23 protein-coding genes are annotated in these 22,299 nt (G+C 32.0%); 8 read left to right on the top strand and 15 right to left on the bottom strand.

All coding sequences use genetic code 11. The features are described from left to right. Nucleotides 1-203 precede the first annotated feature (203 nt). The 7 genes from IM744_RS02475 to trmB all read right to left on the bottom strand — a co-directional run bounded on the left by IM744_RS02475 (nt 204) and on the right by trmB (nt 5,066). On the bottom strand, nt 204-536 hold the full coding sequence (locus IM744_RS02475) for a 2Fe-2S iron-sulfur cluster-binding protein (RefSeq protein ID WP_194506500.1): 333 nt from the start codon (nt 534-536) through the stop codon (nt 204-206). A gap of 42 nt (nt 537-578) precedes the next feature. Continuing rightward, nucleotides 579-1,640 (bottom strand): NAD(P)/FAD-dependent oxidoreductase, encoded by a 1,062-nt coding sequence (locus tag IM744_RS02470; protein ID WP_194506499.1) that lies wholly within the window; start codon nt 1,638-1,640, stop codon nt 579-581. Nucleotides 1,641-1,832: 192 nt separating this feature from the next. Continuing rightward, nucleotides 1,833-2,075, bottom strand: a complete 243-nt coding sequence (locus IM744_RS02465) for a NifU family protein (RefSeq protein ID WP_194506498.1) — start codon at nt 2,073-2,075, stop codon at nt 1,833-1,835. A 3-nt stretch (nt 2,076-2,078) separates the two neighbouring features. Next, a complete protein-coding gene (locus IM744_RS02460; protein ID WP_194506497.1) occupies nt 2,079-3,215 on the bottom strand; it encodes an Mrp/NBP35 family ATP-binding protein in 1,137 nt (378 codons plus the stop codon). A 213-nt stretch (nt 3,216-3,428) separates the two neighbouring features. After that, nucleotides 3,429-3,758, bottom strand: coding sequence for an MGMT family protein (locus tag IM744_RS02455; RefSeq protein ID WP_194506496.1), 330 nt, complete (start codon nt 3,756-3,758; stop codon nt 3,429-3,431). Next, nucleotides 3,755-4,390, bottom strand: a complete 636-nt coding sequence (locus IM744_RS02450; protein ID WP_194506495.1) for a LysE family translocator — start codon at nt 4,388-4,390, stop codon at nt 3,755-3,757. Before IM744_RS02450 ends, IM744_RS02455 begins: the two co-directional genes overlap by 4 nt. A gap of 1 nt (nt 4,391) precedes the next feature. Beyond that, entirely contained in the window at nt 4,392-5,066 is a 675-nt protein-coding gene (trmB, locus tag IM744_RS02445; RefSeq protein WP_194506494.1) for a tRNA (guanosine(46)-N7)-methyltransferase TrmB, read from the bottom strand. A gap of 97 nt (nt 5,067-5,163) precedes the next feature. Between trmB and IM744_RS02440 the strand changes: the two genes are divergently transcribed. Continuing rightward, nucleotides 5,164-6,219, top strand: a complete 1,056-nt coding sequence (locus tag IM744_RS02440) for a glycosyltransferase (RefSeq protein WP_194506493.1) — start codon at nt 5,164-5,166, stop codon at nt 6,217-6,219. Here IM744_RS02440 and IM744_RS02435 read toward each other — a convergent pair. Together IM744_RS02435 and IM744_RS02430 are read right to left on the bottom strand one after the other, a co-directional pair. Next, the gene (locus IM744_RS02435) at nt 6,193-7,236 is read right to left on the bottom strand and encodes a sensor histidine kinase (protein ID WP_194506492.1); all 1,044 of its coding nucleotides are present in this window, start codon (nt 7,234-7,236) and stop codon (nt 6,193-6,195) included. The genes IM744_RS02440 and IM744_RS02435 overlap by 27 nt on opposite strands. Then, a complete protein-coding gene (locus IM744_RS02430; RefSeq protein ID WP_194506491.1) occupies nt 7,236-7,919 on the bottom strand; it encodes a response regulator transcription factor in 684 nt (227 codons plus the stop codon). Before IM744_RS02430 ends, IM744_RS02435 begins: the two co-directional genes overlap by 1 nt. A 332-nt stretch (nt 7,920-8,251) precedes the next feature. Between IM744_RS02430 and IM744_RS02425 the strand changes: the two genes are divergently transcribed. From IM744_RS02425 to IM744_RS02415, 3 genes are all read left to right on the top strand, one after another. Beyond that, the gene (locus IM744_RS02425) at nt 8,252-10,003 is read left to right on the top strand and encodes a T9SS type A sorting domain-containing protein (protein WP_194506490.1); all 1,752 of its coding nucleotides are present in this window, start codon (nt 8,252-8,254) and stop codon (nt 10,001-10,003) included. A 227-nt stretch (nt 10,004-10,230) separates the two neighbouring features. Further along, nucleotides 10,231-11,211, top strand: a complete 981-nt coding sequence (locus IM744_RS02420; protein WP_194506489.1) for a LuxE/PaaK family acyltransferase — start codon at nt 10,231-10,233, stop codon at nt 11,209-11,211. Nucleotides 11,212-11,241: 30 nt separating this feature from the next. Next, on the top strand, nt 11,242-11,691 hold the full coding sequence (locus tag IM744_RS02415) for a YHS domain-containing (seleno)protein (RefSeq protein ID WP_194506488.1): 450 nt from the start codon (nt 11,242-11,244) through the stop codon (nt 11,689-11,691). 295 nt (nt 11,692-11,986) lie between these two features. On the opposite strand, the gene tyrS is transcribed toward IM744_RS02415, so the two are convergent. Continuing rightward, nucleotides 11,987-13,291, bottom strand: coding sequence for a tyrosine--tRNA ligase (tyrS, locus tag IM744_RS02410; RefSeq protein ID WP_194506487.1), 1,305 nt, complete (start codon nt 13,289-13,291; stop codon nt 11,987-11,989). A gap of 87 nt (nt 13,292-13,378) precedes the next feature. Between tyrS and IM744_RS02405 the strand changes: the two genes are divergently transcribed. After that, nucleotides 13,379-14,395, top strand: coding sequence for an NAD-dependent epimerase/dehydratase family protein (locus tag IM744_RS02405; RefSeq protein WP_194506486.1), 1,017 nt, complete (start codon nt 13,379-13,381; stop codon nt 14,393-14,395). On the opposite strand, the gene IM744_RS02400 is transcribed toward IM744_RS02405, so the two are convergent. From IM744_RS02400 to IM744_RS02390, 3 genes are all read right to left on the bottom strand, one after another. Continuing rightward, the gene (locus tag IM744_RS02400; protein WP_194506485.1) at nt 14,374-14,847 is read right to left on the bottom strand and encodes a DUF4296 domain-containing protein; all 474 of its coding nucleotides are present in this window, start codon (nt 14,845-14,847) and stop codon (nt 14,374-14,376) included. The genes IM744_RS02405 and IM744_RS02400 overlap by 22 nt on opposite strands. Before the next feature lie 86 nt (nt 14,848-14,933). Further along, nucleotides 14,934-16,280 carry a dihydroorotase gene (locus tag IM744_RS02395; RefSeq protein ID WP_194506484.1) on the bottom strand — a complete coding sequence of 449 codons (1,347 nt, stop codon included), beginning with the start codon at nt 16,278-16,280 and terminating at the stop codon, nt 14,934-14,936. A 1-nt stretch (nt 16,281) separates the two neighbouring features. Continuing rightward, nucleotides 16,282-17,007 carry a polyprenol monophosphomannose synthase gene (locus IM744_RS02390; RefSeq protein WP_194506483.1) on the bottom strand — a complete coding sequence of 242 codons (726 nt, stop codon included), beginning with the start codon at nt 17,005-17,007 and terminating at the stop codon, nt 16,282-16,284. A 164-nt stretch (nt 17,008-17,171) separates the two neighbouring features. Here IM744_RS02390 and IM744_RS02385 point away from each other — a divergent pair, with 164 nt between their 5' ends. Then, nucleotides 17,172-17,825, top strand: coding sequence for a DUF4271 domain-containing protein (locus IM744_RS02385; protein WP_194506482.1), 654 nt, complete (start codon nt 17,172-17,174; stop codon nt 17,823-17,825). A 15-nt stretch (nt 17,826-17,840) separates the two neighbouring features. After that, entirely contained in the window at nt 17,841-18,593 is a 753-nt protein-coding gene (locus IM744_RS02380; protein ID WP_194506481.1) for a uroporphyrinogen-III synthase, read from the top strand. A gap of 73 nt (nt 18,594-18,666) precedes the next feature. Here the strand turns inward: IM744_RS02380 and pckA are convergent, their stop codons facing one another. Together pckA and IM744_RS02370 are read right to left on the bottom strand one after the other, a co-directional pair. Continuing rightward, complete coding sequence (gene pckA / locus IM744_RS02375) at nt 18,667-20,283, bottom strand: phosphoenolpyruvate carboxykinase (ATP) (RefSeq protein WP_194506480.1); 1,617 nt, start codon at nt 20,281-20,283, stop codon at nt 18,667-18,669. A 60-nt stretch (nt 20,284-20,343) separates the two neighbouring features. Then, nucleotides 20,344-20,739: a DUF423 domain-containing protein gene (locus tag IM744_RS02370; protein WP_194506479.1), complete on the bottom strand. Its 396-nt coding sequence runs from the start codon at nt 20,737-20,739 to the stop codon at nt 20,344-20,346. Nucleotides 20,740-20,893: 154 nt separating this feature from the next. Between IM744_RS02370 and IM744_RS02365 the strand changes: the two genes are divergently transcribed. Beyond that, nucleotides 20,894-22,258: a saccharopine dehydrogenase family protein gene (locus IM744_RS02365; protein WP_194506478.1), complete on the top strand. Its 1,365-nt coding sequence runs from the start codon at nt 20,894-20,896 to the stop codon at nt 22,256-22,258. The last annotated feature ends 41 nt before the right edge of the window (nt 22,259-22,299 follow it).

Below are 22,299 nucleotides of genomic sequence, written 5' to 3'. Positions count from 1 at the left end.
GATTCTATATTAATTACCGAGTTAGAAAACTAAAGATATGATTCTATTGAAAATTTAATTCCTAAATAGTTGAAATTTTCTTCTATTTCCCTGAAAAACTATTGTCTTATTACTTAAATCTTAAAATCATATTTGCCATTATTGGTATTTCATACCAACGTTTATTTCAAGTCTATTTAGAGATTCCTGCCTTCGCAGGAATTTTAGCTTTCAGGAGCCAACTCCACCTCTAAACCTTCCATTTCTGGAGTCATCTGTATTTGGCAACCTAAACGACTATTGTCTTTAACATAAAAAGCTTCGCTTAGCATCGCTTCTTCATCATCTTGCATTTCGGGTAATTCTGTTTCACTCAAAACGTAGCATTGGCAAGAGGCGCACATAGCCATACCTCCACAAATACCTATAGTACCTTCAGGAGCTAGTTCATAAGAGCGAACTACTTCCATTAAGTTCATAGCCATATCTGTTGGTGCTAAAACGTCGTGAGTTACACCATCTCTATCTGTAATTTTTATATTTATGTCTTGTTCCAAATTTTTAGTATTTAAACCTGTTAGGTTTTAAAACCTTAGAAGTTAATCAAAGGCTTTCACAACTGCTTTAGGTGCTTCTTTACGTGTACCATCAAAACCATCAACTCCTGCAACTGTTGTATATTTTAATACGTAACGTTTTCCTGGGTTTATAATTTGATAAGCAGATTGACACATTAATGTAGCTTCATGGAAACCACATAATATTAATTTTAATTTCCCTGGATACGTATTAACATCACCAATGGCATAAATACCTGGTATGTTGGTTTGGTAATCTAATGCATTATTTACTTTAATAGCATTTTTCTCTATTTCTAATCCCCAATTTGCAATTGGCCCTAATTTTGGAGACAATCCAAAAAGCGGAATGAAATGATCACATTCTAAAGTAAACTCTTTATCAACATCCTGAGATTGTTTTACAACAACAGCTTCTACCCTATCTTCTCCAGCAATACCAATAACCTCAGCAGGAGTCACTAGATTTATTTTCCCTGCATTTTTAAGTTCTTGTACTTTTTCTACGGAATCTAAATGTCCTCGAAACTCATTACGTCTATGAATTAAAGTCACTTCACTAGCAATATCACTTAAAAAGATACTCCAATCTAAAGCAGAATCTCCTCCACCTGCAATAACCACTTTTTTATCGCGATACAACTCTGGCTCTTTAATCATGTACTCTACACCTTTATCTTCAAAGTCTGCAATGTTTTGAATTAAAGGTTTACGTGGTTCAAAACTCCCTAATCCACCAGCAATGGCTACAACGGGCGCTTGATGTTTTGTTCCTTTATTAGTCGTTACAATAAACGAACCGTCTTCTTGTTTTTCAATGGTTTCTGCACGCTCACCAAGTGTAAATCCTGGTTCAAACTGTTTGCACTGTTCCATTAATTTATGGGTCAAATCACCAGCTAAAATTTCTGGATATGCAGGAATATCGTAAATGGGTTTTTTAGGATATAATTCAGAACATTGTCCGCCTTGTTGTGGTAATGCATCTATTAAATGGCATTTTAATTTTAATAAACCAGCTTCAAAAACAGTAAATAATCCTGTTGGGCCAGCTCCAATAATGAGTATATCTGTTGTAATCATAGTAATGCCCATGACAATGGGTATCTCTTTAATTTAACTTTTGTTTATAATGACAAAGTTCTATAAATTTAATTCTAAATTTTATGACTTTTATCAGTTTGCGTGAAAGATTGAACGGTCTGTTTGAGCTCCTCGCAGAGAGCGAGTAGTGAAAGCCTTCCCGATAGCTATCGGGATTGTATTCACGCCTAATTAAGCGTCAATATTAATAACTTGTTCAATTTGAGGTGCATACTTTTTTATAGTCATTTCTACACCAGATTTAAGTGTCATTTGATTCACACTACATCCAACGCAAGCACCTTGTAATTGCACTTTTACTAATTTACCATCTTCAATAGACAATAAAGAAATATCGCCTCCATCACTTTGTAAAAACGGACGAATTTCATCTAATGCTTTTTCGACATTTACTCTAAGTTCTTCTGTACCCATCTATTATTTTTTTACTGCTGAACATCCAGCCATCGTCGTTATTTTTATTGCCTCTGTTGCAGGTAAATTATCGTTACGCTTCACCACTTCTTCTACTACATTTTGAGTTAATTTTTCAAATGCTTTCTCTAATTCTGTAGCGGTTTGTAATGCAGCTGGACGACCAACATCTCCAGCTTCTCTTATGCTTTGTACTAATGGTAATTCTCCTAAAAAGCGAACACCTAAATCTTCAGCAAGATTTTTTGCGCCTTCTTTTCCGAAGATATAATATTTATTATCAGGAAGTTCATCTGGTGTAAAGTAAGCCATATTTTCAATAATACCTAAAACTGGTACATTGATACTTTCTTGTTGAAACATAGCGACTCCTTTTTTAGCATCTGCAAGCGCAACATTTTGTGGTGTACTTACGATAACAGCTCCTGTAATTGGAAGTGATTGCATGATGCTTAAATGAATATCTCCTGTTCCTGGAGGTAAATCTATAAGCATAAAATCTAATTCTCCCCAATGTGCATCAAAAATCATTTGATTTAATGCTTTTGCTGCCATTGGTCCTCTCCAAACGACTGCTTGATCTGGTTTTGTAAAAAAGCCAATAGATAACATTTTAACTCCGTAGTTTTCTACAGGACGCATTTTTGATTTTCCGTCAACATTTGTAGCCAATGGTCTTTCTAATTCTACATCAAACATGATTGGCATTGATGGACCATAAATATCTGCATCTAAAACACCTACTTTAAAACCCATTTTTGCTAAAGTGACAGCCAAGTTTGCTGTTACTGTAGATTTCCCTACACCTCCTTTTCCAGAAGCTACAGCTATTATATTTTTAATACCAGGAATTTCTTTTCCCTTGATTACATTAGGTGCAGATTTTGTTGGTGCATCAACTTTTACATTGACCTTTATTTTAGCTTTTTCGTACACCAATTTGTGGATGGTTTGCATGATCTCCACTTCGGTTTTCTTTTTGGCTTGCAAACTTGGGTTTGTAATTGTTATATCAACAATAACCTCATCTGCAAATGTCACAACGTTAGTTACTGCTCCACTCTCTACCATGTTTTGTCCTTCACCAGGCGCAGAAATGCTTTCAAGTGCTTTAAGTATGTCTTGTTTATTTAATTTCATAGTAATCTTTAAATTCAAGAATGTTAATTATTCAGAATCATTCTAAACGCAAAGATACTCAATAAAGGTTGAAGTTTAAAGTGTTGTGATTGCAATTTATTATGACTGAATTGGTGTTGATTATTGAGTGTTACATTTACAATTATTCCTAATTTTTGAATGATTAGGAAATAATAGGAAAACACAATAAGTCATAAGTTTTCGGAAAATGTATTACAACTCCTTCATTGGATCCCAAAAAACAGATTCTAAATCTTGGATTTGATTCTCGATAACGACAATTCCTTCGCTTTCTAAAAGTTGTTGCATCAAATTAGTACCATCAAAATGATGCTTCCCTGTAAGTAGTCCTTTTCTGTTGACTACGCGATGTGCAGGAACATCTTTCCCAACAGAGCCATTCATTGCATAGCCAACCATCCTAGCACTTCGTTTAGCTCCTAAATAATTGGCTATTGACCCGTAGCTGGTTACTTTTCCGAAGGGAATTAACTTAGCAACCTCATAAACTCGATCAAAGAAATTTAAAGTTTCTGGTTTCATTTAAGCTGATCCATTAGAATATTTATTAAGGTTACTAATGCAACAATAGCAGTAATTGCGCCTATAATATAATTCATATTCTTTTGTGAGGTCAACTTCTTGTTTTTGATTTTATCAAAGAAGAAAATATAAAAATATAGCATTACAAACGTGCCAGTCGTTGCTCCAGAACAATAGGTAATAATACTCTTAGCATCAAAAGCAAACCAACCAAAACCTGCAATTGTAATGGTCATATAGGCTTGATACGGAATTGGAAAAACATTTATTGCCGATAAAAACATGCCTTGAAAAAAACGACTTTTTTTACTTTTTGCATGAGGCTCAATATTTGGCTTAGGATTAGGTTTACTAATAAATAAAAAATAGATAGCCAGCAATACAAATATAACAAAAGCTAGGCCTCTCAAAATCTCTACTGTACTTGGGTGATTACTTAAATATCGAGCAAACATGGCTGCAATATATGTTTGTAAAAAAACAATTAGACAAACACCTATTGAGAAGATGAATCCTCGATTGTGACCTTCTTTTAAACTAATTTTTGCAGCTGTCATATTCAATAAACCAGGAGGAACTACACCTACAAGTGCAATAATTAAACCTAGAAAAAAAATGACAGTAGTACTCAAATTATTTTATTTTGAACCTAATATACGTAATTGGTTTGTTTTGCTCTAAATATTGAGATTCATAGTAGGTTTGAATGCTCGTTACTTCTTCTGGGCTTCCTTCTTGTTTATACACATTGTGGTTAGCATAGAGCACTTCATGACCTTCGCCATGCAACAATCCTAAAGTGTAACCATGCATAAACTCACTATCGGTTTTTAAATTTACAACACCATCTGGTTTTAAAATGGTTTTATAACGTTTTAAAAACTCTGAATTGGTCATTCTATGTTTTGTACGCTTATATTTTATTTGAGGATCTGGAAATGTAATCCAAATCTCATCCACTTCATTCTTTGCAAACACAAAATCAACTAGTTCAATTTGTGTACGAATAAAAGCAACGTTTGGGATATTGTCTTCTATTGCTGTTTTGGCACCTCTCCAAAATCGAGCACCTTTTATATCTATACCTATAAAGTTTTTCTTCGGAAATTTTCGCGCTAACTCTACTGAGTACTCACCACGACCACAACCTAACTCTAATACTAACGGATTATCGTTTTTAAAAACATTGGCATTCCAATTCCCTTTTAATTCGTATTCTGAATCGACCAAATCTTCTCTTTTTGGCTGAAACACATTATCAAAGGTTTCATTTTCTCTAAATCTCTTGAGTTTATTTTTACTTCCCACTACTTATATTTAACAATTTGTTATTTTTACTAATGACGCGGTAAAATTAAGGAAACATTTTAAGCTTTAACTTTGATTCTGCTAAAATGGTAGAAATTTGAAAAAAAGAATACTTATTGCTCCTCTAAATTGGGGATTAGGTCATGCTACAAGATGCATCCCAATTATTAATGCTTTAAAAGCTCATCAATTTGAGCCTATCATTGCTAGTGATGGGATTGCTCTGTCTTTACTTAAAAAAGAATTTCCAGATATTACGTGTTTAGAACTTCCTTCTTATGACATAATGTATCCTAAAAACGGAAAACACTTTAAATTAAAAATGTTACAGAGTTCTCCTAAAATGGCTAAAGCGATTAAAGCTGAAAAAAAAGCTGTTGCATCAATTATTGAAACCTATCAAATTGACGGGATTATTTCTGACAACCGTTTGGGTGTTTATAATGAAAAAGTACATTGTGTTTTTATAACACATCAACTTCAGGTTTTAAGTGGAAACACAACATGGCTAAGCACTAAACTGCATCAAAAAATCATTAAACGTTTTCAAGAATGTTGGGTACCAGATAATCTAGGAGATATTAATCTTAGCGGAAAATTAGGTCACACACCTATGTATGATATTCCGGTGAAATATATTGGACCTTTAAGCAGGTTTTGTAAAGAAGACCTTCCCATTAAGTACGATGTTATGGTATTGCTTTCTGGACCTGAACCTCAACGTACTCTTTTTGAAAATAAGCTGTTAGCAGAATTTAAAAACTATAAAGGCAAAGTCATTTTTATAAAAGGCGTTATTGAGAATGAACAGCACATTTCCGAAGAAAAAAATATGTTTATTTATAATTATATGACAAGTTCTCAATTAGAACAAACTATTAATGAAAGTGCTTTGGTAGTATCTAGATCTGGTTACACAACGCTAATGGATTTAACTAAGCTTAGTAAAAACGCTTTTTTTGTACCAACTCCTGGTCAATATGAGCAAGAATATCTTGCAGAGCGTTTAACAACTTTAGGTTTTGTTGCAAGTTGTAAACAAGAAGATTTTACAATTAAAAAACTTGATGATATTTCAAAATATGAAGGATTAAACGCAATGGATTATGAGTTGAATTTCAATAAGTTATTTGGTCTTTTCAAGGGTAAATGAAAACTCACTCCCAACTCCCAATTCGCTTTCTACATATATTTTTTCATCGTGTGCTTCTATAATATGTTTAACGATAGACAAACCAAGACCAGAACCTCCAACTTTGCGATTTCCACTTTTATCAACACGAAAGAAACGCTCAAATAAACGTGGTATATTAGCTTTAGAAATACCTTCTCCATTGTCTGTAACCCTAACGATGACTTTGTTTTTTATTAGGTTTTCTATGCTAACTTCGGTTGTTCCCTTGTCTTCACCATATTTAATAGAATTCACAATGAGGTTAGAAAGAACTTGTTGGATGCGTTCCTTATCTGCCGAAACCATTATAGGTTCATTATAATCTATATCAAAAATTAAAGAGATTTTTTTCTTCGCAGCTTTCATTTCTAATAAATCAAAGACACTTTCTACGAGTTCAACGATATCAAACTCTTCTATATTAAGTTGTAAATCACCAACTTCTAATTTGGTTATCATATCCAAATCATTGACGATATAAATAAGACGCTCTATACCTTTATTTGCTCTATTTAAATATTTCACATTTACTTTTTCGTCATGAATAGCTCCATCTAATAAAGTTTCTAAATAACCTTGAACAGTAAATAATGGTGTTTTTAATTCGTGAGAAACATTTCCTAAAAATTCTTTACGGTATTCTTCTCTTACGATAAGTGTTTCTATTTCGAGTTTTTTATCTTTTGCGTACTTTTCTATTTCATTAGTAAGCGTTGCCATATCTGTAGTGATAGGCTGCTTTCGTAGTGTTGCAGATTCTAAAAGTGTTAAATCATCATAGATTTTTTTTACTCTTCTATAGATGAAACGTTCAACTCTATATTGAATAATTATAAAAGAAAGCAAGTAAGTAAAAATAGCAAATGAAAGAAGATACACAACATCAATAGAATGTAACAAATACAAAAAAACACTCGATAAGAGCGTTAAAAAAATAGTAATGTACAATGATGTCTTAAAAGCAAACTTGTACGTTTTTTTTAATTTATTTTGCATTAGTCAACAAACTTATATCCAACACCTTTTATTGTTTTAAACTTATCATCTCCAATTTTTTCACGAAGTTTTCTAATGTGAACATCAATGGTACGTCCACCAACAATAACTTCATTACCCCAGACTTTGTCCAGTATTTCTTCTCGCTTAAAAACCTTGTTTGGTTTGGTTGCCAACAAAGATAGTAATTCAAACTCTTTTCTTGGCAATACAAGTTCTTGACCCTTAATTATAATTTTATATTCCTCTCTGTTGATTGTTAAGTTTCCAATTTTTAAAATTTCATCAACCTTTTCATCATCTTTTAATCGTCTTAAAAGCGCCTTTACCTTACTCACTAAAACCTTTGGTTTAATTGGTTTAGTGATATAATCATCTGCGCCAGCATCAAAACCTGCCATTTGAGAATAATCTTCTCCTCTAGCTGTTAGAAAAGTAATAATCGTATTACTTAAATCTGGTGTTTTTCTAATTTGTTCGCAAGCTTCAATGCCATCCATTTCTGGCATCATTACATCTAAAATAATAAGTTGAGGCTTTTCTTTCTTGGCTTTTTTAACGCCTTCAATACCGTTTTCGGCTGTTATTACTTGATAACCTTCATTAGACAAATTATAACCAACAATTTCTAAAATATCTGGTTCATCATCAACTAATAAAATTTTAATATCCTTCTTTTTCATGTGTTTATATGTATTGTTTTTTTAAGGACACATGCTGTTCGCTATTAATCATTCTCTTGGTTGGTAAAGTTTTGAACATGCTCGTTTCATTTTTTTATATTACAATCCTTTGTGTTGTAAAGATAAGATTAATAACAAAATGTTATACAACCGTTTAAATTGATAACATTAAGTTAACTCCACTCTTCACTATAAATTGGATTACGGGAAGTGTTTAAACTAATGTTACGCTATTGTTAAATAGCCATATAGCTGAAAAATTATTCGTTTAAACTCTAAATTCTCATTATATTTGTGTGGTTAATTTTTAAACAATTTAAAACTAAATAATTATGAAAAAACTTTACTTTTTATGTTTAACTGCCTTAATTGGTTTTTCTTCGTTTGCACAAACGACGTTATACCAAGAAAGTTTTGAAACAGACACAAATGGAACTAACTACACAACTTCTATTCCTGAATTTTCTGATGGTACTGGTGATTTCTTTTTAAGAACAGATGGTAGTGATATTGGATCTTTTTACGAAGTTAATGGCGTTGATGGCCTTTTTATCTTCGCTGCACAAGACATAGATGGAGAAGGAGCTACATTGCCAGTTTCTCTTTCTACAATTGCTATTGATGTTTCTGGATTATCTAGTGTTGATTTTGCAATTTTACTTGCTGAAGATGATGATGGAACTAACCAAGATTGGGATGATGCAGATTTTGTAAACATCACTTACTCTTTAGATGGTGGTGCAGATCAAAATTTAATATGGATTAGAAGTGAAGCTGCAGGCACAAACAATACTCCAAAAATTGATACAGATTTTGATGGTGTTGGTGATGGAGCAGAAATCACATCTACTTTTACAGAATACGTTGAAAGTATTGCCCTTTCAGGGAATAGTAATATTACTTTCAAAATTGAAATGAGTTTAAACTCTGGTGACGAAGACATCGCCTTTGATAATATTAGAGTTGTTGATGGTTTTGTTGCAACACCTAGCGTTGCAATCACCTCTCCTTCAAATGGAGCAGAATTAGCACCAGGAACTACTTCTGTAGATGTTGAATTCTCAACTGCAAACTTAGCAGGTGGTGAAACTGTAAACATTACTGTTAATGGTTCAACTACAAATGGTGTAACTAGTCCTTTTAATATATTAACTGCAGATGGTCAAACTTATGATGTAACTGTAGAATTGGTAAATGGTGGTGTAATTGATTCTGATATGGTTTCTTTTAGCGTATTATCATCAAATACTGTGGCTAATATCGCTGAGCTTAGAGCAGGAACAATTGGTCAAGTTTACACACTTACTGGTGAAGCATTTTTAACATACCAACAAAGTTTTAGAAACCAAAAATATATAGAAGATGCAACAGGTGCTGTTTTAATTGACGATAGCTCAGGAACTATAGCTACAACTTATGCTATAGGAGATGGTATCACAAGTATCACTGGAACTTTAGGAGAATTTAGCGGAACAATTCAATTTGCACCTGTTGCAGATCCTGGAGCAGCATCATCTACTGGTAACACGTTAACACCACAAGTAGTAACTTTAGCAATGTTAACTGCTAATTCTGAGCAATTTGAGTCTGAATTAGTAGAAGTAACTACTGTAACTATGGATAATAGTGTTGAAACTACTTTTGTAACTGGTACAGCATTTGCTTTAACTCAAGGAGGTGACAACTTTAACTTTAGAACGTCATTCTTTGATGCAGATTATATTGGAGCAAATGTTCCAACAACTGCAACCGATATTATTGGTATTGTAAATGAAAGAGCAGATGGATACTTTCTTACTGCAAGAGATGCTGCAGATTTTAGTGTACAAATCTTATCTGTTGATGAGTTTGGTTCTAATGTATTCTCAATGTATCCTAACCCAACATCTACAGGATTTGTAAATGTAGTAGGAACAAATGACAACGCTATATCAGTTTCAGTTTATGACATCTTAGGAAAACAAGTTATCAACCAAACTTTAACTAACAACCGTATTAATGTATCTGCATTAAATGCTGGTGTTTATATCGTAAAGATTTCTCAAAACGATGCTTCAGTTACTAAAAAGTTAGTAATCAAGTAATCCTTTTTAAATAAAGTATTAAAAAGCGCTGTCATTTAGACAGCGCTTTTTTTATTTTTGTGTTATACCAAATAAACTTCAAAATAATCGATTAAATTAGTTTCTCTTTTCTTTATATTTCAATATAAAATAGAACCGTAACTTTGGCCATGCTTATATTTTCTATCTCATCTAAAGAACATATAATTCAAATTTATTATCCATCATTTTAAAATTTATTTGGTATTATGATAAACACAGACGCTATTTTTTCAATTTCTTCGGAAACTGAATTTAACTCATTAGCATTACAGGTCTTCAAATTTCAATTTGAGAACAATCCTGTATATCGCTCGTTTTGTGATTTATTATATAAACATCCAAGTGATGTGAAGCGAATTGAAGAGATACCATTTTTACCCATTCAATTTTTTAAAAGCCACCAAGTACTTAGCACTAACGATTCAATCCAAGACACATTTTCTAGTAGCGGAACAACTGGATCTATTACCAGTAAACATTACGTTACAGATTTAAGTATTTATGAGCAAAGTTTTAGAAACGGGTTTCAAAATTTCTACGGAAATATTAATGATTACACTATTCTCGCTTTATTACCAAACTATTTAGAACGTAAAGGCTCCTCATTAATCTATATGGTTAATGATATGATTAATCAATCACAACATCCAGAAAGCGGATTTTATCTAGATAATATTACTGAGTTAAAAGAGAAACTTATTGCTTTAGATCAACAAGAAAAAAAGATCATGCTTATAGGTGTTTCTTTTGCACTTTTAGATTTGGTAGAGTTACATCAATTCAACTTAAAAAACACCATCGTCATGGAAACTGGAGGCATGAAAGGTCGCAGAAAAGAAATGGTGAGAGAAGAGTTACACGCTGTTTTAAAATCAGGCTTTGGAGTCTCTAAAATTCATAGTGAATATGGTATGACAGAATTACTAAGTCAAGCCTATTCTCTAGGTGATGGAATCTTTAAATACCCAAATTGGATGCGAATCCTAACTCGTGATCCAGAAGATGCTCTAACCATTCATACTACTAAAAAAACTGGAGGAATAAACGTCATCGATTTAGCAAACATCAATTCGTGCTCCTTTATTGCTACACAAGATTTAGGACGTGTCCATGATAATGCTACTTTTGAAATTATTGGCAGATTTGACTCTAGTGATATTAGAGGTTGCAATCTCATGGTCTTGTAATTATCTTCATTTTCTCTCGACTATTCATAAATGAAAACTAAAATATTAGGTGTGATTTTTTTCTTCGGAATGCTCACCACATTCGCACAAACTGTAGATTACAATACAAAAAAAGATTACATCGCAAAAGGTTATGATGTTGTTGCTTATTTTGATAATCAAGCTATAGAAGGTAAAAAAGAATTCACTGGGACTTATGATAGTATAAAATTCAAATTTTCTTCAGAAAAGAATTTAAAGACATTCAACGCTAGTCCTGAGAAGTTTATTCCGCAATATGGAGGCTACTGTGCTTATGCTATTGCAGAAAAATCTAAAAAAGTTGACATAGACCCTAAAACGTTCGAAATCAGAGATGGAAAGCTCTATTTATTCTATAATTCTTGGGGAAATAACACTTTAAACACATGGAAAAAAAATAATGTGAAAGGTTTACAAAGTAAAGCCGACAAAAATTGGGAAGCTATGAATCTAGAATAGTTTAGAGTTCTATGAAAAAGAAAGATTAGCTTCTAATAATAGTTGATTGGTTAATGTTAAACGTCCCGTAAATTACGGGACGTTTTTCTTTTTAAATAGGTTTCTAAAACCTTGTAGGTATCAATGAGAATATATTTTATTCTAAAAACTTTTAAGCTGTTTGCATCATGAATAGAAAGGCTTTTTAGTGCTTTAGCTTCAACTTTGCCTTTAATAATTACATATAATTATTACAAACGTGAATCCTATTAAAATACCTACAAGGTTTTAGAAACCTTGCAGGATATTTGTGAATTTAAGACACCTTAATAATATAAGTGTTCTTTTTTCCTTTATTTAAAATGATGTATTTATCATTAATCAAATCATCTTCAGACAGCTGATAATCTTCTTTTACTTTTTCCTTATTAACAGACACTGCGTTTTCTTTCAATGCACGACGTGCTTCGCTATTAGAGGCTAGAAAATTTGTTTTTGCAGCTAAAGCTCCTATCATATCAAGTTCAGAAAGTTCTGCTTTAGATATTTCCGCTTGCGGAACACCTTCAAACACATCTAAAAAAGTCTTTTCATCTAAAGTTTTAATATCTGCTTTAAAAGTTTTACTGAATAAAATGTTTGACGCTTTTTCTGCGTTTTCAAATTCTTCATCAGAGTGAACTAAGCGAGTCACTTCTTCTGCTAATCTTTTCTGCAATTTTTTTAGTCCTCTATTCTCATCGTGTTCAACTATTAGAGAGTCTATAGTATTCTTATCTAAAAAGGTAAAGATCTTAATATATTTTTCAGCATCTTCATCACTCGTGTTTAACCAAAACTGGTAAAATTTATAAACAGATGTTTTCTCTGCATCTAACCAAACATTACCGCCTTCACTTTTACCAAACTTAGAACCATCTGCTTTTGTTATTAATGGACATGTCATTGCGTATGCTTTGGCTTCTTCACCAACATTCATACGTCTTACAAGTTCTGTTCCTGTTGTAATATTTCCCCATTGATCGCTTCCTCCCATTTGCAATAAGCAATTATGAGATTTGTATAAATGATGAAAATCATAACCTTGAATAAGTTGGTAGGTAAACTCTGTAAAAGACATCCCTACGTTTCCTTCTTCTCCACTTAAACGCTTCTTTACAGAATCTTTAGCCATCATGTAGTTTACGGTAATTCGTTTACCTACATCACGCGCAAATTCTATGAATGAAAAATCTTTCATCCAATCATAGTTGTTTACTAAAACTGGAGCATTCTTTTCTTCCGAAGAAAAATTTAAAAATCGAGCTAGTGTTTTCTTAATTCCTGCAACATTATGATTCAAAGCTGCTTCGTCTAATAAATTACGCTCATCACTTTTTCCTGAAGGATCTCCAATCATACCTGTTGCACCTCCAACTAACGCAATTGGTCTATGACCTGCTTTTTCTAAATGCATTAATAAAATAATAGGAACTAAACTACCTATGTGCAACGAGTCTGAGGTTGGATCAAACCCAATATAGGCTGTGGTCATTTCCTTTTGCAATTGCTCTTCTGTACCTGGCATGATATCATGTACCATTCCTCGCCACGTTAATTCTTCTACTAAATTATAGTTCATTTTTCAAGTATTGTTCTTAAGTACGACAAAGATATGTTTATCAAACAAAACAGAAAAGCGAATAACAAAAAAGACTATTTTTGTTTTATGATTTTAGTCACAGGTGGCACAGGCTTAGTTGGTTCTCATTTATTGTTCAAATTAATGAGCAATAATGCTTCTGTTAGAGCCATTTATAGAAGAGCTCATAAGCTCGAAGCTGTAAAAAAAGTGTTTAGTGACTATACTGATGATGTTGAAACATTTTTCAATAAAATTGAATGGGTTGAAGCTAACATTAATGACGTACCTTCATTAGAGGATGCTTTTATAGACATCACTCATGTTTATCATTGCGCTGCTTTTATAAGTTTTGAACCTAATAAATATCATGAGCTTCGAAAAATCAATATTAAAGGCACAGCAAATATTGTAAATCTAAGTATCTCTAATCACATCAAAAAACTATGCTATATAAGTTCTATTGCAGCAATTGGTCATGAACCACATGAAGACACACTTATTACAGAAGAAACAGAATGGAATCCAGAAGACGATAATAGTGTTTATGCTATAACGAAATATGGAGCAGAAATGGAAGTTTGGCGAGGTACTCAAGAAGGTTTAGATGCTGTTATAGTAAATCCAGGAATTATATTGGGTCCTGGGTTTTGGAAAGGTGGTGGAAGCGGGAGTTTGTTTAGAAAGATTCATAAAGGATTAAACTATTACCCAAAAGGAACTTCGGCTTATGTTGATGTTTGGAATGTTGTAGATTGCATGATTGCCCTTATGAATAGTACTCTAAAAAATGAACGTTATATTTTAATTGCTGAAAACTTACCGTTTAAGATATTTCAGGATAAAGTTGCGAAAGCTTTAAACGTAAAACCTGCCAAAAAAGAAGTGTCTTTGTTCTTATTATCTGTCGCTTGGCGATTAGATTGGTTGAGTCATAAACTTTTTGGCAAACGCAGGAAATTATCAAAACAAATGACGAAATCGATTTCTAGTAAAACAGTTTTTGATAATTCTAAATTAAAAAGAGACCTTGATTTTAAGTTCACACCTATTGATGAGTCCATAACCAAAGTATGTAATTATTATTTAGAAGATTTTGGATAATCTTTATAATCTACCTTTTTAGTTTCTTTTAATAATCTAGATTTATGATTTAGTGAATCACTTAGCTTTTTAATAGAATCTTTTTTGCGTTTTTTTTCTTTTCCTTCAGTAGCAATATCAGCTTCAAATTTTGCTTTATCTTTATTGAATCTATCTTCTACTCTTGCTAATATAGATTCATAATCTTCCACATGAAAACCATAATACTCATTACTGAGTGCAAATTGTAAACTATCTATTTTATGTTTTTCAAAAACGTAATTTTCTGGATAGATTCCGTGATCTTCTAAAATACCTTTACTTGTTCCTTTTGCTGAAGTAAGAATAAAAACATCATAAAGAACATCTACCATTTTATCTTGGGAGATAAGGTTTTCTGGTTTTTTAGGTTTATCAATAGAATTGCAACCAATAATAGATACTAATATTAATAAGATTGAAAGTCGTTTCATGAGTTTACATATATTGTTTTTTCAAGGACACATGCTGTTCGCGATTAATAATTACTTTATAAGACAATACTTTTTGCACGCTCATTTCATCTATTAAAAGTCAATCGTTTACCCGCTTTTACATCTAAAACCTTGAAGTTGTTGTAAACTAAAGTACCATTTAAAAAGGTGTGTGTTATTCTAGATGTAAATGTAGTACCTTCAAATGGAGACCATCCACATTTATAAAGTATGTTATCTTTATTTACTGTCCATGGGTTGTTGATGTCTACAATAACTAAATCTGCAAAATACCCTTGCTTAATATAACCACGTTTCTCAACCTGAAATAAAATTGCAGGATTATGAGCCATTTTTTGGGCAATCTTTGATAATGAAATTTTATCCTTGTGAAACATTTCAATCATTGCCACCAAAGCATGTTGTACAAGTGGACCACCAGAAGGTGCTTTAGTATATATATTATTTTTCTCTTCTAAAGTATGAGGTGCATGATCTGTTGCAATCACATCTATTCTATCATCTAATAGTGCTTTCCAGAGTTGATCTCTATCTTTTGCTGTTTTTACAGCAGGATTCCATTTTATGTGTGTTCCTTTTTTCTCATAATCTTCATCGCTAAACCATAGATGATGAATACAAACTTCTGCAGTAATTTTTTTATCTTTTAAAGGAATCTTATTACTAAACAACTTTGTTTCCTTTCCTGTAGATAGATGAAAAACGTGTAATCTAGCTCCTGTCTTCTTTGCAAGTTCAATAGCTTTAGAAGATGAGATATAACAAGCCTCTTCACTTCTAATAATTGGATGTTTACTTATTGGGATATCTTCACCAAACTCATCAATATGTGCTTGTAAGTTTTTTTTAATGGTCGCTTCATCTTCACAATGAACCGAAATAACCATATCTGTACTTCTAAATATTTTTTCTATAACTTCAGGATCATCAACCAACATATTCCCAGTAGATGAGCCTAAAAATAGTTTTAAACCAGCGACTGTTTTAGGATCAACTTTTAAAATTTCATCTAAATTATCATTAGTACCACCAAACATAAATGAATAATTCGCATATGATGTTTTTGAAGCAATTTCAAATTTCTCTTCTAGTTTCTCTACAGTTGTTGTTTGAGGATTTGTGTTTGGCATTTCAATAAAAGACGTAATTCCTCCAGCAATTGCAGCTCTAGACTCTGAAGCAATATCTCCTTTATGTGTTAATCCTGGTTCTCTAAAATGAACTTGATCATCAATAACACCTGGAAAGACGTAATTACCTTCAACATCAATTACTAAGACGTCTGAAGATTTTGCACTAATAGAATCTGATACTTCTTTGATATAATCTCCTTCTATTAAAATATCACCTTCTGTAACCGATCCCTCGTTTACGATTTTAGCGTTTTTAATAAGTATGGTTTTGTTTTGCATCTTAACTTCTAAATAAACTTTTTAATTTCATATTAATAACACCAAAAATAGCTTCTGAAATAATACCTCCACTCATTTTAGATTTTCCTTTTTTTCTATCGGTAAAAATGATAGGAACTTCAATTATCTTAAATTTCTTGAGATGTGCATTAAATTTCATTTCAATTTGAAAAGCATATCCAACAAATTTTATTTTTTCAAGATTTATAGTTTCTAAAACTCTCCTATGATAACACACAAATCCTGCTGTGGTATCATCAATTTTCATTCTAGTAATCAACTTTACATATTTTGAAGCAAAATAAGACATCAGTAATCGCTTCATATCCCAGTTAACCACATTCACTCTGTTGTTGATATATCGAGAACCTATAGACATATCTGCTCCTTCTTTGGAACAGGCATTGTAAAGGTAAATCAAATCGTTAGGGTTATGAGAAAAATCTGCATCCATTTCAAAAATATAGTCATAAGATTTACTCAGACACCATCTAAAACCTTCTATATAAGCAGTACCTAATCCTGTTTTCTTTGGCCTATTCAATATGTGTAGTTGATTATCAAACTCCTTTTGTAACGATTTTACTTTTTCTGAAGTGCCATCTGGAGAATTATCATCCACCACTAAAATATCAAATGCTTTCTTTTGAGAAAAGACCGCTCTTATAATAGCTTCAATGTTTTCTATTTCATTGTAAGTTGGTATGATGACAACAGCATCTCTCATAAAATGATATTAAAGCTTATTATTGTTAGTTGCCCACAAAAATAAGGGATTTATCAATTAAAATTAACTGTTAAAATCATAAACAATGTTAATCTTAGGCTAATGATTTTTAGTTGCATGCAATAACGTATAAAATCATCAAATATTCTTCATAATTTTGTAACATGCTTAGAGACGTAATTTCTAATGATTGGTTTACTATTTTTCTAGTGTTAGGCTTAGGGTGCATTACTATATCTAAATTTTTATTTGCACATAGGTTTAAAGACTTTTTGGCGGTAATTGGTAATTCAAAATATTTAAAAATCTATGCAAGGGAACAAAAATTCATTGATGGGTTTGACGCTTTGCTCTTTTTCAATGGCATTTTATCTATATCTATTTTTTCATTTATTAGTTATACCACATTAGTTCATCCTTCAGAATTTAATATTAATCAGTTTTTTAAATTGCTTTTTGGAATTGGTGTTTTATTCTTAATAAAAGTACTTCTTGAGCGTTTAATTGCGAGTCTTTTTGATGTTGACGAGCTTATTGATTCTTATCTATTTCAAAAAACAACCTTTAAAAACTATTCAGGATTCGTATTATTTCCTATTAATTGTATTTTAATTTATACTCTAGAACCTACAAAAACAATAGTTTATGTAATTATTGGGCTAATAATTTTAATTAATCTAATTGGTTTTATCTCTTCATTTAAGAATCATCAAAAATTACTATTAAATAACATATTCTATTTTATTTTGTATCTTTGCGCACTTGAAATCGGACCCTATCTGATTTTATATAAGTTAATTAAAGATTTTAACGCTTAAAACACTTTAATGAATATGACGAAAGTGAAAACAATTTTAGTATCTCAACCAGAGCCTAAGATAGAAAATTCGCCTTACTTTGATCTTCAAGAAAGACAAAAGGTCAAAATTGATTTCAGACCATTTATTCACGTTGAAGGTGTGGAAGCTAAAGACATAAGACAACAAAAAGTTGATTTAGCAAACTATACAGCAATCATTCTTACGAGTAGAAATTCTGTTGACCACTTCTTTAGAGTTGCAGATGAAATGCGTTTTAAGGTGCCAGACTCAATGAAATATTTTTGTCAGTCTGAAGCTGTAGCTTATTATCTTCAAAAATATGTAGTTTACAGAAAGCGTAAAATTTATGTTGGTAAACGTACATTTTCAGACTTATCTCCTTTAATTAAAAAATACAAGGATGAATCTTTTTTATTACCAACTACAGATAAACTAAAACCTGAGGTTCCTGAAATCTTAAATGAATTAGGAGTTAAATGGAAACAGTCTGTATTTTACAAAACTGTAATTAGTGATTTATCAGATCTTGCTAATGTGTATTATGATATCTTAGTATTCTTTAGTCCGTCTGGAATTGAATCTCTATTTCATAACTTCCCAGAGTTTAAACAAAACGACACTAAAATAGCTGTTTTTGGAAACACGACGATAAAAGCTGTTGAATCTCATGGTTTAAGAGTTGACATATCTGCTCCTACTCCTGAGACACCATCAATGACAATGGCATTGAAAAAATATATTGATCTTGTCAATAAAGGTAAATAAAACAAACTAATCATAAATAAAAAAAGCGATTTCAAATTTGAAATCGCTTTTTTCATTCTATTAAATTGACTCTTTAATGAGCATAACGCTGAGGACCTCCTCGACGTATATCTTCATTAGTATCATGTTGAAATTTCTTGAAATTCTCTCTAAACGCATTTGATAATTTAAACGCTGTTTTATAGTAAGCTGCATCATCATTCCAAGTTGTTCTTGGACTTAATACTTCTTTTGGTACACCAGGACAAGATCTTGGTTGAGCTACTCCAAATACAGAATGGATATGATAATCTTCATAAGTATAAGCTCCTAAATCTCCATTAAGCACTGCATTAATCATTGCTCTTGTATATTTAAGTTTCATACGTGTACCTACACCATAAGGACCTCCTGTCCAACCAGTATTAACTAACCAAACGTTAACTCCAGATTCTTTCATCTTTTTACTTAACATCTCTGCATACTTTGCTGGATGTAATGGCATAAATGGCGCTCCAAAACAAGCAGAAAAACTTGGAACCGGTTCTACAACACCTGCTTCTGTTCCTGCTACCTTAGCAGTATATCCAGAAATAAAATGATATGCAGCCTGATTTGGTGTTAATTTTGAAATTGGAGGTAATACACCAAAAGCATCTGCTGTTAAAAAGAAAATATTTTTAGGGTTTTCACCAATAGATGGTTTTCTAATATTTTCTATATGATAGATAGGATAACTTACCCTTGTGTTTTGTGTGATAGATGTATCATCAAATTGTACATCTCCATTATCATCCAAAATAACATTTTCAAGAATAGCTCCTTTTTTAATAGCAGCAAAAATCTCTGGCTCTTGTTCTTGTGATAAATTTATCACTTTTGCATAACAACCACCTTCAAAATTAAACACTGTATTTTCTTTTGTCCAACCATGCTCATCGTCACCAATCAAACTACGATTTGGATCTGTAGATAGTGTTGTTTTACCTGTACCAGATAAACCAAAAAAGATGGCAGTATCTCCATCTTCTCCAACATTTGCACTACAATGCATTGGTAATGTATTCTTAAATACTGGTAGAATAAAGTTAAGTGCAGAAAAAATACCTTTTTTGATTTCTCCTGTATAACCTGTTCCTCCAATTAAAGCAATTTTACGAGTAAAGTCTAAAATCGCAAAATTATGTTGTCGTGTGCCATCAACTTCGGGATCTGCCATAAATCCTGGAGCATTGACGATGGTCCACTCTGGATTAAAATCTTTTAATTCTTCTTCCGTAGGACGTAAAAACATATTATATGCAAACATATTACTCCAAGGATACTCGTTTATAACACGAATATTCAATCTGTAATTATCATCTGCACAAGCATAGCTATCTCTTACAAACACCTCTTTATTAGAAAGATAATCTGTAACCTTGTCATAAAGTTTTTGAAATTTATCAGCATCAAAAGGAATATTGATATTTCCCCACCAAACGCGATCTTTTGTTATGTCATCTTTAACAATAAATCTATCTTGTGGAGAACGACCTGTGAATTCACCTGTATTAACTGCCAAAGCACCTGATGATGACTCAACTCCTTGCCCTTTTTCAATGGTCAATTCATGGAGTTCACTTGGAGATAATTGATAATTAACCTTAGCATTTTTAATACCGTAAGTTTCTAACGCAATCGTTTTCGTAATTTTTGTATGGTTTACCATAATTTATTTAAGTTGTTTAGACTGCAAAACTAAACAATATTTTAAAGTAGTCTGCTAATTTCAGGATTTATCACTATCTATTTTTAAAAAGTTTATCAACATTATTAGCCAAGCAATAATTAATAATAATCCTCCAATAGGTGTTAAAAAGCCAATGACTTTAAAATCAAAACTAGTAAGATCATTTGTTGCTAATCCATATATAGAACCAGAAAAGCACAACACACCAATCAAAACTAAATAGAAAATTGCTCGTTTAGTTTTCTCCGAAATTGACAAAAAACTTCCAATAAACAATAAAAACAGCGCATGATACATTTGATAGCGCACTCCTGTTTCAAAAGTTTGAATAGCTTCTAAAGTTATTAAAGATTTTAATCCATGTGCACCAAAAGCCCCAAGTATAATAGCAATTAAACCTAAAAGACCTCCTAAAACAAGAATTTTTTTGTTCATATATAAATTAGATTTAGGTTTTTATAACCCATTGTATTTAGTAAATTCGTACTCATATTTCTTTGAAATTTTTTGAAATATTAAATTTAATACTAAAACTTTCTCTTAAACTTCAAAGAATTTTAAACAACAAAATTACTCAACTATTCCCATTATGCGAAAGATTTTAGTCATTGGTTCAGGAAAATCAACCTCTTACCTCATAAAATATTTATTAGAAAAATCTAAAGAAGAAGAACTCCATATCATTGTTGGAGACATTAATATTGGAAATGCTAGAAAGCTCATTGGAGATCACGAAAATGCAAATGCCATCACTTTAGACGTATTTGATAAATCATCTAGAAAAGCAGCCATTGAAAATGCAGATATTGTGGTTTCAATGCTTCCTGCGAGATTTCATCTTGAAGTTGCAAAAGATTGTGTTGCGCTTGGTAAAAACATGGTCACAGCATCATACATAAGTGAAGAGATGCAAAAACTCAATAAGATAGTGACAGACAAAGGCCTAGTATTTATGAACGAGATTGGTGTAGATCCAGGTATTGATCATATGAGTGCCATGAAAGTTATTGATCACATTCGTGAAAAAGGCGGGAAAATAGTGCTATTTGAATCATTTACTGGTGGACTTGTAGCTCCAGAAAGTGATAACAACCTATGGAATTACAAATTCACATGGAATCCAAGAAATGTTGTTGTTGCTGGTCAAGGAAGTGCTGCAAAATTTCTTCAAGAAAACGCATATAAATACATTCCTTATAATAGATTATTTAGACGAACAGAATTTTTAGAAATTGATGGTTATGGTCGTTTTGAAGCCTATGCCAATAGAGATTCACTAAAATACCAATCTGTGTATGGTTTAGACTCAATTAAAACGTTATATCGAGGTACCATTCGTCGTGTTGGCTTTAGTCGCGCTTGGAACATGTTTGTACAATTAGGTATGACAGATGATAGCTATACAATAGATGATAGCGAAAACATGAGCTATCGCGATTTTGTAAATTCGTTTCTCCCTTATAGTCCTACAGACTCAGTAGAATTAAAATTTAGACACGCTTTAAAAATAGACCAAGATGATATTGTTTGGGACAAATTAGAAGAGGTAGATATCTTTAATAAAACTAAAATGGTCGAGCTTAAAAATGCTACACCAGCTCAAATTCTTCAGAAGATATTAATGGACAGTTGGACACTAGAAGAACACGATAAAGATATGATAGTTATGTATCATAAATTTGGCTATGAACTCAATGGTAAGATGCACCAAATAGATTCTACGATGGTGACTATTGGCGAAGATCAAACTTATACAGCAATGGCTAAAACCGTTGGATTACCTGTCGCTATTGCAACGATGGCTATTTTAAATGAAAAAATCACAACGCCTGGTGTTCAAATCCCTATTAAAAAAGAAGTTTACGAACCTATTTTAAAAGAGCTTGAAGACTTTGGGATTCAGTTTACAGAAAAAGAAGTACCCTATTTAGGTTATAATCCTTTAAACATATAGTTTTTCTTCGGAAATATGCTAAGTTCAAAACTCATCTATTC

The organism is Psychroserpens luteus, from assembly GCF_015319355.1.
GTDB lineage: Bacteria > Bacteroidota > Bacteroidia > Flavobacteriales > Flavobacteriaceae > Psychroserpens > Psychroserpens luteus.
This window is presented reverse-complemented; position numbering and strand designations above follow the sequence as displayed.

Excerpts from the sequence above, each read along its gene's own strand:
- IM744_RS02470 (WP_194506499.1), bottom strand. The coding sequence starts at position 1,640 with ATGATTACAACAGATATACTCATTATTGGAGCTGGCCCAACAGGATTA.
- IM744_RS02465 (WP_194506498.1), bottom strand. The coding sequence starts at position 2,075 with ATGGGTACAGAAGAACTTAGAGTAAATGTCGAAAAAGCATTAGATGAA.
- IM744_RS02460 (WP_194506497.1), bottom strand. The coding sequence starts at position 3,215 with ATGAAATTAAATAAACAAGACATACTTAAAGCACTTGAAAGCATTTCT.
- IM744_RS02455 (WP_194506496.1), bottom strand. The coding sequence starts at position 3,758 with ATGAAACCAGAAACTTTAAATTTCTTTGATCGAGTTTATGAGGTTGCT.
- IM744_RS02435 (WP_194506492.1), bottom strand. The coding sequence starts at position 7,236 with ATGCAAAATAAATTAAAAAAAACGTACAAGTTTGCTTTTAAGACATCA.
- IM744_RS02430 (WP_194506491.1), bottom strand. The coding sequence starts at position 7,919 with ATGAAAAAGAAGGATATTAAAATTTTATTAGTTGATGATGAACCAGAT.
- IM744_RS02425 (WP_194506490.1), top strand. The coding sequence starts at position 8,252 with ATGAAAAAACTTTACTTTTTATGTTTAACTGCCTTAATTGGTTTTTCT.
- IM744_RS02420 (WP_194506489.1), top strand. The coding sequence starts at position 10,231 with ATGATAAACACAGACGCTATTTTTTCAATTTCTTCGGAAACTGAATTT.
- IM744_RS02415 (WP_194506488.1), top strand. The coding sequence starts at position 11,242 with ATGAAAACTAAAATATTAGGTGTGATTTTTTTCTTCGGAATGCTCACC.
- tyrS (WP_194506487.1), bottom strand. The coding sequence starts at position 13,291 with ATGAACTATAATTTAGTAGAAGAATTAACGTGGCGAGGAATGGTACAT.
- IM744_RS02405 (WP_194506486.1), top strand. The coding sequence starts at position 13,379 with ATGATTTTAGTCACAGGTGGCACAGGCTTAGTTGGTTCTCATTTATTG.
- IM744_RS02400 (WP_194506485.1), bottom strand. The coding sequence starts at position 14,847 with ATGAAACGACTTTCAATCTTATTAATATTAGTATCTATTATTGGTTGC.
- IM744_RS02395 (WP_194506484.1), bottom strand. The coding sequence starts at position 16,280 with ATGCAAAACAAAACCATACTTATTAAAAACGCTAAAATCGTAAACGAG.
- IM744_RS02390 (WP_194506483.1), bottom strand. The coding sequence starts at position 17,007 with ATGAGAGATGCTGTTGTCATCATACCAACTTACAATGAAATAGAAAAC.
- IM744_RS02385 (WP_194506482.1), top strand. The coding sequence starts at position 17,172 with ATGCTTAGAGACGTAATTTCTAATGATTGGTTTACTATTTTTCTAGTG.
- IM744_RS02380 (WP_194506481.1), top strand. The coding sequence starts at position 17,841 with ATGACGAAAGTGAAAACAATTTTAGTATCTCAACCAGAGCCTAAGATA.
- pckA (WP_194506480.1), bottom strand. The coding sequence starts at position 20,283 with ATGGTAAACCATACAAAAATTACGAAAACGATTGCGTTAGAAACTTAC.
- IM744_RS02370 (WP_194506479.1), bottom strand. The coding sequence starts at position 20,739 with ATGAACAAAAAAATTCTTGTTTTAGGAGGTCTTTTAGGTTTAATTGCT.
- IM744_RS02365 (WP_194506478.1), top strand. The coding sequence starts at position 20,894 with ATGCGAAAGATTTTAGTCATTGGTTCAGGAAAATCAACCTCTTACCTC.